Source organism: Prevotella sp. AM34-19LB (genome assembly GCF_003468525.1).
Classification (GTDB): Bacteria; Bacteroidota; Bacteroidia; order Bacteroidales; family Bacteroidaceae; genus Prevotella.
This window is the reverse complement of record NZ_QSIG01000022.1, coordinates 25,670-38,409: the sequence shown is the minus strand read 5'-3', so window position 1 is coordinate 38,409 and position 12,740 is coordinate 25,670. Positions and strand designations below refer to the sequence as shown.

The following is a 12,740-nucleotide window of genomic DNA, read 5'->3' as shown; positions in this document are numbered from 1 at the left end:
CGGGTTCTTCTTTTTTGTCGAATTAATCGAAGTTCTTGTCATCGAGCATCTCGAATCCGCAGTAAGGAACCAATACCTTAGGAACGCGGATACCCTCTGGAGTCTGGTTGTTCTCCAGGATGGTTGCTACGATACGTGGCAAAGCGAGAGCTGAACCGTTAAGGGTGTGGCAGAGTTCAATCTTCTTGTCCTCTGCATGGCGATAGCGGCAGTGGAGGCGGTTAGCCTGGTAGCTCTCGAAGTTAGATACTGATGAAACCTCCAGCCAGCGACCCTGTGCTGCACTCCATGTCTCGAAGTCGTAGCAGATAGAAGAGGTGAAGCTCATGTCACCACCGCAGAGACGGAGGATGTGGTATGGCAACTCCAACTTCTTCAAGAGACCCTCTACGTGGTCGAGCATCTCGTTCAGGCTCTCGTATGAGTGACCTGGCTTATCGATGCGTACAATCTCCACCTTGTCGAACTGGTGCAGACGGTTCAAACCACGAACGTCCTTACCATAGCTACCAGCCTCACGACGGAAGCATGCAGAATAAGCACAACGCTTGATAGGGAGGTCCTTCTCGTCGAGGATAACATCACGGAAGATGTTGGTTACAGGAACCTCGGCAGTAGGGATGAGGAAGAGGTTGTCGAGATTAGCATGATACATCTGACCCTCCTTGTCTGGCAACTGACCAGTGCCACGACCGGAATCCTCGTTAACTACGTAAGGAGGCTGAATCTCCAGATATCCGCTCTTGCGGGCCTCGTCGAGGAAGAAAGCCTCGAGAGCACGCTGGAAGCGAGCCATCTTGCCGATATATACAGGGAAACCAGCACCTGTGATCTTCACACCGAGGTCGAAGTCAACGAGGTTGTACTTCTTCAGGAGATCCCAGTGGCAGAGTGCGCCCTCACCGAGGTTAGGCTTTTCTCCGCCTTCCTTTACAACTACATTGTCTGCAGCATCCTTACCTTCAGGAACCTGCTCGCAAGGAATGTTAGGGATTTCGAGCAACTGGTTGGTCATATCGTTCTGGGCCTTCTCCATAATCTCTTCCAGAGCCTTGGCGTCAGCCTTGAGCATAGCTACCTGAGCCTTGGCGCTCTCAGCTTCCTCTTTCTTGCCTTCCTTCATCAGGGCACCAATCTGCTTGGCAAACTGGTTAGCCTGCTGCTTGTTGTTATCCAACTTCTGCTGAGCTTCGCGACGAATCTTGTCGTACTCCAAAACTTTCTCTACAGCCTCACGAGCATTTGGAAAATGCTTCTTTTCGAGACCTTTAACTACACGTTCAGTTTCTTCACTGATGAGTTTAAGTGTAAGCATAATATTTCTTTTTTATATTAATTTTCCTATTTGAAGGCAAAATTACAAAAAATATTTGTGATAGCGCAAAAAAATGCCAACTTTTTTGCCGAGAAGGGTAGAATTAAAGTTTTTTCGTGGTTTTTATGGGGTTAAACGAAGAAAGCCTGCTCTAGGTATGAGCAGGCTTCTATGTTGTTTGTTTGGAATAGTTTTTTCTAAAACTTTAAAATTTAAGCGTCAGCTTTCTTAGTCTTCTCAGCGTAAACCTCTGGAGAGAGAACAGAAACTGTACTCTTGTCCTTGCGGCCCTTGTGGAAGTAAACGATACCGTCTGCCAAAGCATACAATGTATCATCCTTACCCTGAGCTACATTCTCACCTGGGAAGTGCTTGTTACCACGCTGGCGAACGATGATGTTACCTGCGATGATGCTCTGACCACCCCAGATCTTAACGCCTAATCTTTGTGAAGCTGATTCACGGCCGTTCTTAGAACTACCAACACCTTTCTTATGTGCCATTTTCTAATTCCTCCTAATTTTAAGCGATTACAGATTTGATTGATACCTCAGTGAACTGTGCACGGTGACCGTTCTTCTTGCGATAGTCCTTGCGGCGCTTCATCTTGAAGACGATAACCTTGTCACCCTTTACGAGTGGGTTCACTACTTCTACTACTACTTTTGCACCCTCTACAGCTGGTGCACCGACAGTGATTGCGCCGTCTTTGTCAACGAGCAAAACCTTGTCGAACTCAACAGTCTGACCTGCCTCAACATCCTTGATGTGATGTACGAAGAGCTTCTTGCCCTCCTCAGCCTTGAACTGCTGACCGTTAATTTCTACGATTGCGTACATTTAATTAATTATATAAACGGGTTTTTCCGCGAGGCGTCCTGCATCGTGCCGGATCTTTACCGAGCCCCAACGAACTTAACTTTTTCTGTAATATTTGCCCAATCCATGAGCATTCGGGGTGCAAAATTACTTATTTTCTATGAAACAAGAGAATAAAGAGATGAAAAACTATCTTCTTTTAGGAAGAATTAACAAAGATGTGGGGGATTTGCAAAATAAAACGGGTGCAACCCCTAACAAAGCGGATATAAACAAAAAAAGCGATGACCTTCACAGGCTACCGCTCCAAATCTTCAATAGGTATTAGTTTTCCTTAAGGTAAAAAGATTGTTTTCAGGATAACTGCTGCAAAGGTAAATCATTTTTTTTGTATCTCCAAATCTTTTTGAAACTTTTTTGGGTCTATGTAGAATGTGTAGGTGCACAGTGATATTGTTTAACTAGCGTTAACGGAAAAAGTTGCGTAAACGTTTGCTTTTTGCAGTCTTTGGTGCTGTAAACGTTTGCTTTTTTGCAGTCTTTAGTGCTTTTTAGTAGTTTCTTCATATCAATTAGATAGCAGTTTTTCTTTTGTTTGATTGAGCGTAGCTTCTCCATAACGAAAAAAGGGCAGAAGCTCTGACAAGCTTCTGCCCCCATGCTCTTTTCTATGTATCTTTTGCTATTACTAGCCTAAGATTCTATATTCAATAACTCTTGTATAAGATGTTATTTCTGATTCTTGATCTTCTCTACGTAAGCATCGATTACAGCTACGGCTGTGATGTTTACGATATCCTGTACACTGCTCTCTGAGTCAGTGAAGTGGATAGGCTTGTTCAATCCCATCTGGATAGGGCCAATGATCTCTGCCTCTGGGTTCAATCCCTGGAGAAGCTTGTATGCGCCATTTGCACTGCTCAGGTTAGGGAATACCAAAGTATTCACATCCTTGCCCTTGAGACGTGAGAATGGATACTTCTCATCGCGGAGATCCTTGTTGAGCGCATAGTTTACCTGCATCTCGCCATCGATAGCGAGGTCAGGGAATTCCTTCTGCATTTCTGCCACTGCCTTCTTTACCTTTATAGGAGAACCGATGGCATCGGTACCGAAGTTAGAGTAGCTCAACATTGCCATTACTGGCTCCTCGTTGAAGAACTTCACTGTGCCGGCAGACAGCTTGGCGATATCGGTCAGGACATCCTCGTCTGGGTGACGGTTGATCAGTGTATCTGCGATGTAATATACGCCCTTCTGGGTATTAAGGATGTGCATGGTTCCGAATGTCTTGTACTCATCACGGATGCCGATAACGTCCTTGGCTACCTTGATGGTATTGCTGTATTTGGTGTAGAGACCAGTGATGAATGCATCAGCATCACCCTGCTCAACCATAGACATACCGAAGTAGTTGCGCTCGTACATCTTATCGTAAGCCTCTTCGAAGCTGTAACCCTCGCGGGCACGCTTCTCTGCCAGGTGCTTGGCAAACTTGGCACGGCGACCCTGCTCGTTGTCAGCACGCATATCTACAATCTCGATGCTTGAGAGGTCGAGCTTCAATCGGCTTGCCACACGGTTCAGACGGTCTGGGTTGCCCAACAGGATAGGCTCGCAGATACCCTCGTTCTTTGCCTGGACTGCAGCCTTCAGCATGGTAGGGTTACCGCCCTCTGCGAATACTACGCGCTGTGGGTGGAGGCGGGCTGTATCGTGGAGCTTGCGGGTGAGCTTTGTCTCCTGACCGAGCAACTGGCGCAATTCCTGCTTGTACTTCTCCCAGTCTTTGATAGGGGTGCGAGCTACGCCGCTTTCCATAGCTGCCTTGGCTACTGCTGCAGATACCTCTGTAATCAAGCGTGGGTCAACTGGCTTTGGAATGAAGTACTTAGGACCGAATGTGAGGTCGTTTACATGATATACGTCGTTCACTACGTCTGGCACAGGCTGCTTAGCCAGGTCGGCGATGGCGTGAACGGCAGCCATCTTCATCTCCTCGTTGATGGCACGGGCGTGAACGTCGAGTGCACCACGGAAGATATATGGGAAACCGATAACATTGTTAATCTGGTTTGGATAGTCGGAACGGCCTGTTGACATCAATACGTCAGGACGGCTTTCCATCGCATCCTCGTAACTGATTTCTGGCACAGGGTTGGCGAGTGCGAATACGATAGGGCTGTCTGCCATTGATCGAATCATATCCTTAGAGAGCACATTGCCCTTGCTGAGTCCTACGAATACATCGGCACCCTTCACGGCCTCTTCGAGTGTGTGGACATCGCGGCGGTCGGTAGCGAACAGCTTCTTCTGCTCTGTCAGGTTCTCACGGTCGCTTGTAATTACGCCCTTAGAGTCGAGCATGACGATATTCTTCACCTGTGCACCGAGGGCTACGTAGAGCTTGGTACAGCTGATGGCTGCAGCTCCGGCACCATTAACCACGATCTTCACGTCGCAATGTTCTTGCCGGCTACTTCGAGGGCATTCTTCAAACCTGCAGCTGAGATGATGGCAGTACCATGCTGGTCGTCATGCATCACAGGGATGTCGAGGGTCTTCTTCAAGCGCTCTTCGATGTAGAAGCACTGAGGCGCCTTGATGTCCTCCAGGTTGATACCACCGAAAGTAGGTGCAATCTTCTCTACGGTTTCGCAGAATTTCTCAGGATCTTTCTCGTCGATTTCGATATCGAATACATCCACGCCACCATAAATCTTGAACAGCAATCCTTTACCTTCCATTACTGGCTTGCCGCTCATCGCGCCGATGTCGCCGAGTCCGAGCACAGCAGTTCCATTACTGATCACAGCTACCAGGTTACCCTTGTCTGTGTACTTGAAAACTTCGTCAGGATTTTGCTGAATCTCCAAGCATGGGAAAGCCACGCCTGGTGAATATGCCAAACTCAAGTCCGTTTGTGTGTGATAAGGTTTTGTTGGTTTAACCTCAATCTTACCAGGACGGCCTGCTTCGTGATATTCGAGAGCCGCCTCTTTTGTGATTTTTACCATAACAATATATTGGTTTAATGATTCTATTTCTTTCTGTTTTTCGCAAAAAATGCGTTTTATCTTAAAGATTGTGCAAAGGTAATAAAAAACTTATTAAAAAAAGATGGTTTTTTGTTTTTTTTTGTATCTTTGCACAAAAATTATCTAATGGATGCGGTTTTGCTATATGGAGTTGGCAGAATCGAATATGCAACAAACCATTAAAATAAGAGATATGGCAGAAATTAATCAATATAGAAAGGATTTGCGCGATAAGATCATAGCTTATGCCATGAGAGAGTTTTACCAGCGCGGCGTGAAGGCGGTGAAGATGGATGAGATTTCTCGTGGACTTCGTGTGTCGAAGCGTACGGTGTATGAGATTTTCGGCGATAAGGAGGAACTGCTGCTCGCAGGACTGAAGATGGAGCGGGCTGAGTATAAGGCCCGTGTTGAAGGGTATGCTATTGCGCACGCGCGTAATGTAATAGATGTGATTGGCTATATCTATCGCCTTCAGATGGAGCGTAACCAGCAGGTGGGTGTCGTTTTCTATGAGGAGATTCATAGGATGCCCCGCATCCTGAAGTTCCTGAAGGAGGAGCATGACAAGGAGTATGATGATAGCATGCGCTTCTTCAAGGCTGGTGTAGATGAGGGATACTTCCGCAAGGATGTGAATTTCGAGGTGATTTATGAGTCTTCGAGAATCTGTATGTCAGAGATGATGCATCATCAGCTCTATAAGAGATTTACGATGCAGCAGCTCTTCGATAATTTCACTCTCATCATGATTCGTGGTTTCTGTACCGAACGCGGTCTCGAATTGCTGGATAAGGCTATCGGACAGCTTTAAGGCTTGTATATCCATTTCATCAGTCTGTTGATGATGCCGATGTTGCATCTGAACCAGCGGTATTTTGCCACGGGCTTGCCTCCGAAGCTGCGAATGAAATCTCTATACGGATTTCGCTTCCAAGGTAAGCCTACATCCATAAAGTGCAGGTGCTTGAAGCCCCTTTGGTGGGCATATTGGATGGCGTGCCAGACGGTCAGGGTATCGGGATGCAGATATCGGTAGCTCTTCCTGAGCGATGCCAGGTGCCACAGGTAGGCATCGCTGTCGCTGAAGGCCAGGGCGCATCCTCCCAGTATCCTGTTTTCGCAAGAGGCTTTCTTGATACCCAGCCGCTTCTTGTCGTAGGTTGTCACGAAGACCTTTGCCTCGCTGCTTTTGCTTATTTGCTCAAAGTATTCTCTTGGTGGCACATAGCGGCGAGGTTTCATCTTGTAGAAGTTTCTATAGAGTTGATAGAATCTTCTCACTTCGTTTTCGTCAGAAGTGCTATGACATTTCAATCCCTTTCTTTCTGCAGCTTCAATTTGCATTTTAGCCTTGTCGGTGAGTCTCTCTTCCGGTGTCTTGCTGTGTAGCGAATTATATACTTCCTGCCAAGCTACAGGGAAATAGCCCGTGCGACGGAAATGTCGGTAGCCGAACATCTTTTTCTGTATCTCTGAAAATTCGATGTAGAGGGTATGGCGGCGGGTGAGTTCGCGGGTCATCGCATGCAGAAGAGTAGGGAAGGTGGCTTCGGCGGTTTCTTCATCCAGATAGACTCCTTCTCCGTGCACGTGGGCATGTGTATATATAAAAGGTGGAATAAGGATATGGCGGCGGTGTATCATGGCTAGCATTTGTCCCACTACTCTTCCTTCCTGGGTAGCTACAGCCATAATGGGGGTGTCGCTTGGTACTTTTTCACCTATCTGGAAGAGTTCCAAGCTATGGAAGAAGTTGCCCTCCAACAGATGGGGCAGTTCCTCGTTTTCCGAATATATTCTTACTTCAATTCTTTTCACATTGCAAAAATAATAAATTAATTATAAAAAAACAAGTTTTCTTCCATTGTGTGGCTCTTTTTTAGTATTTTTGCACATTATCAAGGATTGTTTAGGTAAAAATGGCCTGATGGCTTGCGTAAAGCGGCTTGATGGCTTTAGGTAAAAATAAGATTGAAAAAGAAAAAGATATGAAGGTGATATTGATTGGCGCTGGCAATCTTGCCACTCATTTGGGTAAGGCGATATTTGCCGCAGGGCATGATGTGGTGCAGGTGTTCAGCCGCACGATGCAGTCGGCTACGGCTCTGGCTTCCGAGGTGGGCGCGCAGCCTGTTTCGGATATATCAGCTGTTCGCTCTGATGCAGATTTATACGTCGTCTCGGTGAAGGATAGTGCACTTGCCGAGTTGGTTCCTGTTCTTTGCAAGGGCAGGGAGACCAAGGTCTTTCTGCATACGGCAGGCTCTATTCCGATGGATGTTTTCCAGGGAATGGCTTTACATTATGGTGTGCTTTATCCGATGCAGACTTTCTCCAAGCAGCGTGAGGTAGATTTCTCTCAGATACCTTGTTTTATCGAGGCGAATGATGAGCATGCCTTGCAGCAGATCGGTGATGTGGCGCATCAGGTGAGCTGTAGGGTGTATCATCTGGCGAGTGAAGACCGCAAGTACCTGCATCTCTCTGCCGTCTTTGCCTGCAATTTCGTGAATCATTGCTATGCCTTGAGCCAGGAAATTCTGGAGGAGCACGGAATACCGTTCGATGTGATGCTTCCGTTGATAGACGAGACGGCTGCGAAGGTGCACGAACTGAATCCGAAAGATGCACAGACGGGTCCAGCTGTAAGGTATGATGAGAATGTGCTTCGGGCGCAGGGAACTCTGCTCAAGTCGAATCCGCAGATGAAGGATATCTATGACAGAATGAGCATGAGTATTCATAAGTTAAGTATCAAGGAATAAGTATCAAGGAACAGAGTTCAAGTGTCTGATTACTAAATAGAAAAAGTTTTCAAGTATGATTAATTACGATTTGAAGAAGATAAAGGCAATTGCATTTGATGTGGATGGCGTGCTTTCCCGCCAAACCATTACGCTTGCCAGTACGGGTGAACCTCTTCGCACCGTGAATATCAAGGATGGCTATGCAATCCAGTTGGCTCAGAAGGTGGGTGTGCGCATCGTCATCCTTACGGGCGGAACTACCGAGGCTATCCGCAAGCGATATGAGGGATTGGGCGTTCAGGATATCTATATGGGATGTGCTGTAAAAATCAATACCTATGATGATTTCCTGGAGAAGTATCAGCTTTCTGATGAGGAAATCATCTATGTGGGTGATGATATCCCGGATTACGAGGTAATGCGTCGTTGTGGCTGCCCGTGCTGCCCTGCCGATGCCTGCTCTGACATCAAGGAGATTTCCTGCTACGTCTCTTCTGCCAATGGTGGCGAAGGAGTGGGCAGGGATATTGTAGAGCAGGTGCTTCGTGCCAAGGGGCATTGGCTTTCCAATGCCAAGGCGTTTGGATGGTAATCATAAAGTTCAAAGTTCAAAGTTCAAAGTAAATAAATGAAGTATAAAATCATTTTGGCGAGCAATTCGCCACGCCGCAGAGAGTTGTTGGCAGGATTGGATGTTAATTTCGAGGTAAAGGTATTGCGTGGTATTGATGAAAGCTATCCTGAAGATTTGGATGCATACGATGTGGCAGAGTATATTGCACAGAAGAAAGCGGATGCTTATCGCTCTTTGTTGAATGGAGATGAGGATTCTGAAGATTCTTCTTCCGACAAATCCTCCTCCGATGATTTGCTCATTCTTACAGCGGATACTGTAGTGATAGCTCCTGTTGCTGATGAACAGAACGATCAGGAGGGTAAGGGAATCATTCTCGGAAAACCGCAGAATGCCGATGATGCGGTTCGCATGCTTAAGATGTTGAGCGGCAAGACTCATCATGTGGTTACGGGCGTATGTCTTACTACGAAGAAAGAGCAGCGCAAGTTCTCGGTATGCACGGAAGTAAGTTTCAAGGAATTTGAAGAATGGGAGATCAATTATTATATCACCCATTACAAACCCTTCGACAAGGCGGGTGCTATGGCATCCAGGAATGGATAGGTTACATCGGATGTACCGGACTCAAGGGCAGTTACTTCAATGTGATGGGCTTGCCTGTGCAGCGCATCTATGCAGAAATGCTTCAATTAGCAGAATAATAGATCTGGCTTTGTGCCAATTTACATCAATAATCCCTAAAACAGCCATCAGATTGGTGAAGAAAAAGCAGGAAAATTACCAAAAACAGGGCAATTTAGATTTTTTAAATTTAAATATGCCCTTATGTCCGGAATAATGAGTATCTTTGTGCGTTTTATGTAACTAACAAGGATTATGACTGAGAAAAATAAAGCCAAGGTTCGTGAAATCTTGGACACATATTTGGAGTGCAATCATCACCGCAAGACCCCAGAAAGGTATGCAATTCTGGATGCGGTTTATAGCATTGATGGGCACTTCACTTTAGAAGAGCTGGATGCTGAGCTCACGAAGAGAAACTTCCGGGTGAGCAGAGCTACGCTCTATAATACAATGCACCTCTTCATCGAGCTGAGGCTCGTGATGAGACACAGCCTGGTGGATGGTACCAAGTACGAGGCGTGCTATTGCAATGATAGCCATATTCACCAAGTGTGCAGCGTGTGCGGGCAGGTAACAGAAATCAATGTTCCGGCTGTTACGGCAGCGGTGAACGAACTCAAGCTGCTGCGCTTCAGAAAAGACGCTTTCGCCCTCTATATCTATGGCGTATGCAGTGCATGCCAGGCAAAGCTTACACGCAAGAAAAACGATAAATAATAAAAATAACTATATTTTATAGAAATGAACACAGGTAAAGTAGATGTCCTGCTCGGTTTGCAGTGGGGCGATGAAGGAAAAGGTAAGGTGGTTGATGTTTTGACCCCTAAGTATGATGTCATTGCTCGTTTCCAGGGTGGTCCTAATGCGGGTCATACTCTCGAGTTCGAAGGCGAGAAGTATGTTCTTCGTTCTATCCCTTCTGGTATCTTCCAGGGCGGCAAGGTAAACATCATCGGTAACGGCGTAGTCTTGGCTCCAGACCTCTTTATGGGCGAGGCTAAGGATTTGGAGAAGAGTGGCCATGACCTCAAGAGCCGTCTCTTCATTTCCAAGAAGGCTCATCTCATCATGCCTACTCACCGTGTGCTCGATGCTGCCATCGAGGCTTCCAAGGGCAAGAACAAGGTAGGTACCACTGGTAAGGGTATTGGCCCTACTTATACTGATAAGGTAAGCCGTACAGGTCTTCGCGTGGGTGATATCCTCGAAAACTTCGAGGAGAAGTATGCTGCTCACAAGGCTGCTCATCTCAAGACTATCGCTAGCCTCGGATACACTGATTTCGATATCACTGAGGTAGAGAAAACCTGGATGGAGGGCATCGAATACTTGAAGCAGTTTAAGCTCATCGACAGCGAGGTGGAGATCAACAAGGTGCTCCGCTCTGGCAAGGACATCCTCTGCGAGGGTGCTCAGGGTACTATGCTCGATGTTGACTTCGGTTCTTATCCTTTCGTAACTTCTTCTAATACCATCTGTGCGGGTGCTTGCATCGGTCTGGGTATCGGTCCTAACCGTATCGGCAATGTCTATGGTATCATGAAGGCTTACTGTACTCGCGTAGGTGCCGGTCCATTCCCAACAGAGCTTTTCGATGAGACTGGTGCTAAGATCCGTGACCTCGGTCATGAGTACGGTGCTGTTACTGGCCGTGAGCGTCGTTGTGGCTGGTGCGACCTCGTACAGCTCAAGTATTCTGTTATGGTAAACGGTGTAACCGAGCTTATTATGATGAAGAGCGACGTGCTCGATGGTTTCGATACCATCAAGGCTTGCGTGGCTTACAAGTTGCCTGATGGCACTGTTACTACAGATTTCCCTTACGAGATTGATAACGTAGAGCCTGTTTACAAGGAGTTCAAGGGATGGAAGACGGATATGACTCAGTTTACTTCTGAGGATCAGTTCCCACAGGAATTCAAGGACTACATTGCATTCGTAGAGGAGTTCCTTGAGACCAAGATTGGTATCATCTCTATCGGTCCAGACCGCGCTCAGACTATTGTTCGTAAATAATTTGATAGTGTTTAATGTTTGGTGTATGATGTTTGCTTAAGGGTGAGCATAGCACTAGGCATTAAACATTTAACATTTAATATTTAACATAAATAAATGGCTCAGAAACCAAGTATTCCAAAGGGTACCCGCGATTTCGGTCCTGTTGAGATGGCAAAGCGTAATTACATCTTCAATACCATCAAGGATGTGTATGCCCTTTACGGATTCCAGCAGATTGAGACTCCTGCCATGGAGACCCTTCAGACCTTGATGGGTAAGTATGGCGAGGAGGGCGACAAGCTGCTCTTTAAGATTTTGAATTCAGGTGACTATATGAATAAGGTGAGCGATGAGGATATTCATTCGCTCGGATCACTCAAGTTGGCAGCAAAGCTCTGCGAGAAGGGTCTTCGCTACGATCTTACCGTGCCTTTCGCACGCTACGTAGTGCAGCATCGTGATGAGTTGCAGATGCCTTTCAAGCGCTATCAGATTCAGCCAGTATGGCGTGCCGACCGTCCACAGAAGGGTCGCTATCGCGAGTTCTATCAGTGCGATGCCGATGTGGTTGGTTCTGATTCTCTTCTCAACGAGGTTGAGTTGATGCAGATTGTAGATACAGTCTTTACCAAGTTTGGTGTGCGTGTCTGCATCAAGATCAACAACCGTAAGATCCTTACCGGTATCGCTGAGGTTATTGGCGAGGCAGAGAAAATCGTAGATATCACCGTGGCTATCGATAAGCTCGACAAGATTGGTCTTGACAATGTGAACGAGGAGCTGCGCAAGGATGGTATCTCTGAAGAAGCAATTGAGAAGTTGCAGCCAATCATCTCATTGTCTGGTTCTAATGATGAGAAGCTTGAAGTGATTTCCAAGGTGCTCGAAGGTTCTGAAATCGGATTGAAGGGTGTAGAGGAAACTAAGTTTATCCTTGATACTTTGAAGTCTGTAGGTTTGAACAATGAGATTGAACTTGATCTTACTTTGGCTCGTGGCTTGAACTATTATACTGGTGCCATCTTCGAGGTGAAGGCGCTTGATACTCCTATGGGCAGTATCACCGGTGGTGGCCGTTACGACAACCTTACCGGTATCTTTGGTTTGCCAGGACTGAGTGGAGTAGGTATCAGTTTCGGTGCCGATCGCATCTACGATGTGCTCAATGCTCTCGATCTCTATCCAAAGGAGGCTGTCAATTCTACTCAGGTGCTCTTCATCAATTTCGGTGAGAAGGAGACTGCCTATTGCCTTCCTGTCGTGAATGCCGCTCGTGCAGCTGGTATCCGCACAGAGATTTTCCCAGACAAGGCGAAGATGAAGAAGCAGATGAGCTATGCCAATGCGAAGCAGATTCCATTCGTTGTTCTCGCTGGCGAGAATGAGATGGCTGCTGGCAAGGTTACATTGAAGAATATGGAGAGTGGTGAGCAGACTTTGGTTTCTGCAGAGGAGCTCATCGCTGTCGTTAAGAAATAATAAAGGCTATACTATTTTGGTATAAGGTTTTTCTACCGTATATATTTACCATTACGTCCGTTCTCTTGTGTATGAATTTGTGAAAACTCTGCATAGGAGGCGGATTTTTATTAGCTTTAGGGCTAGAAACATTTAAAAAC

11 protein-coding genes and 2 pseudogenes are annotated in these 12,740 nt (G+C 46.4%); 8 read left to right on the top strand and 5 right to left on the bottom strand.

What is annotated here, in order from left to right:
- Positions 1-22: 22 nt before the first annotated feature.
- The 3 genes from serS to rplU form a co-directional block, all read right to left on the bottom strand.
- Positions 23-1,315 carry a serine--tRNA ligase gene (gene serS, locus DW830_RS08425; RefSeq protein ID WP_119249559.1) on the bottom strand — a complete coding sequence of 431 codons (1,293 nt, stop codon included), beginning with the start codon at positions 1,313-1,315 and terminating at the stop codon, positions 23-25.
- A gap of 212 nt (positions 1,316-1,527) precedes the next feature.
- Positions 1,528-1,818: a 50S ribosomal protein L27 gene (rpmA, locus tag DW830_RS08420; protein ID WP_006848684.1), complete on the bottom strand. Its 291-nt coding sequence runs from the start codon at positions 1,816-1,818 to the stop codon at positions 1,528-1,530.
- A gap of 19 nt (positions 1,819-1,837) precedes the next feature.
- Positions 1,838-2,155: a 50S ribosomal protein L21 gene (gene rplU / locus DW830_RS08415; RefSeq protein ID WP_089543391.1), complete on the bottom strand. Its 318-nt coding sequence runs from the start codon at positions 2,153-2,155 to the stop codon at positions 1,838-1,840.
- 139 nt (positions 2,156-2,294) lie between these two features.
- On the opposite strand from rplU, the gene DW830_RS15840 reads away from it, so the two are divergent.
- Positions 2,295-2,462, top strand: a complete 168-nt coding sequence (locus DW830_RS15840) for a hypothetical protein (protein ID WP_158573465.1) — start codon at positions 2,295-2,297, stop codon at positions 2,460-2,462.
- Between the two features lie 401 nt (positions 2,463-2,863).
- Here DW830_RS15840 and DW830_RS08405 read toward each other — a convergent pair.
- Positions 2,864-5,151 (bottom strand): annotated as a pseudogene (locus tag DW830_RS08405) (NADP-dependent malic enzyme).
- 214 nt (positions 5,152-5,365) lie between these two features.
- Between DW830_RS08405 and DW830_RS08400 the strand changes: the two are divergent.
- A complete protein-coding gene (locus tag DW830_RS08400) occupies positions 5,366-5,986 on the top strand; it encodes a TetR/AcrR family transcriptional regulator (RefSeq protein WP_158573464.1) in 621 nt (206 codons plus the stop codon).
- Here the strand turns inward: DW830_RS08400 and DW830_RS08395 are convergent.
- Entirely contained in the window at positions 5,983-6,993 is a 1,011-nt protein-coding gene (locus tag DW830_RS08395; RefSeq protein WP_119249556.1) for a GNAT family N-acetyltransferase, read from the bottom strand. The two genes, DW830_RS08400 and DW830_RS08395, sit on opposite strands and share 4 nt — an antisense overlap.
- A gap of 131 nt (positions 6,994-7,124) precedes the next feature.
- Here DW830_RS08395 and DW830_RS08390 point away from each other — a divergent pair, with 131 nt between their 5' ends.
- From DW830_RS08390 to hisS, 6 genes and pseudogenes are all read left to right on the top strand, one after another.
- Positions 7,125-7,940 carry a Rossmann-like and DUF2520 domain-containing protein gene (locus tag DW830_RS08390; RefSeq protein ID WP_119249555.1) on the top strand — a complete coding sequence of 272 codons (816 nt, stop codon included), beginning with the start codon at positions 7,125-7,127 and terminating at the stop codon, positions 7,938-7,940.
- A 55-nt stretch (positions 7,941-7,995) separates the two neighbouring features.
- Entirely contained in the window at positions 7,996-8,514 is a 519-nt protein-coding gene (locus DW830_RS08385) for a KdsC family phosphatase (RefSeq protein WP_119249554.1), read from the top strand.
- A gap of 36 nt (positions 8,515-8,550) precedes the next feature.
- Positions 8,551-9,200 (top strand): annotated as a pseudogene (locus tag DW830_RS08380) (Maf family nucleotide pyrophosphatase).
- 175 nt (positions 9,201-9,375) lie between these two features.
- Positions 9,376-9,840, top strand: a complete 465-nt coding sequence (locus tag DW830_RS08375) for a Fur family transcriptional regulator (RefSeq protein ID WP_119249553.1) — start codon at positions 9,376-9,378, stop codon at positions 9,838-9,840.
- A gap of 24 nt (positions 9,841-9,864) precedes the next feature.
- Positions 9,865-11,139 (top strand): adenylosuccinate synthase, encoded by a 1,275-nt coding sequence (locus DW830_RS08370; RefSeq protein WP_118311070.1) that lies wholly within the window; start codon positions 9,865-9,867, stop codon positions 11,137-11,139.
- Between the two features lie 96 nt (positions 11,140-11,235).
- Positions 11,236-12,600 (top strand): histidine--tRNA ligase, encoded by a 1,365-nt coding sequence (gene hisS / locus DW830_RS08365; RefSeq protein WP_119249552.1) that lies wholly within the window; start codon positions 11,236-11,238, stop codon positions 12,598-12,600.
- Positions 12,601-12,740 lie beyond the last annotated feature (140 nt).

Excerpts from the sequence above, each read along its gene's own strand:
- DW830_RS08390 (WP_119249555.1), top strand. The coding sequence starts at position 7,125 with ATGGCTTTAGGTAAAAATAAGATTGAAAAAGAAAAAGATATGAAGGTG.
- DW830_RS15840 (WP_158573465.1), top strand. The coding sequence starts at position 2,295 with ATGAAACAAGAGAATAAAGAGATGAAAAACTATCTTCTTTTAGGAAGA.
- rplU (WP_089543391.1), bottom strand. The coding sequence starts at position 2,155 with ATGTACGCAATCGTAGAAATTAACGGTCAGCAGTTCAAGGCTGAGGAG.
- DW830_RS08370 (WP_118311070.1), top strand. The coding sequence starts at position 9,865 with ATGAACACAGGTAAAGTAGATGTCCTGCTCGGTTTGCAGTGGGGCGAT.
- serS (WP_119249559.1), bottom strand. The coding sequence starts at position 1,315 with ATGCTTACACTTAAACTCATCAGTGAAGAAACTGAACGTGTAGTTAAA.
- DW830_RS08400 (WP_158573464.1), top strand. The coding sequence starts at position 5,366 with ATGGCAGAAATTAATCAATATAGAAAGGATTTGCGCGATAAGATCATA.
- hisS (WP_119249552.1), top strand. The coding sequence starts at position 11,236 with ATGGCTCAGAAACCAAGTATTCCAAAGGGTACCCGCGATTTCGGTCCT.
- DW830_RS08375 (WP_119249553.1), top strand. The coding sequence starts at position 9,376 with ATGACTGAGAAAAATAAAGCCAAGGTTCGTGAAATCTTGGACACATAT.
- rpmA (WP_006848684.1), bottom strand. The coding sequence starts at position 1,818 with ATGGCACATAAGAAAGGTGTTGGTAGTTCTAAGAACGGCCGTGAATCA.
- DW830_RS08385 (WP_119249554.1), top strand. The coding sequence starts at position 7,996 with ATGATTAATTACGATTTGAAGAAGATAAAGGCAATTGCATTTGATGTG.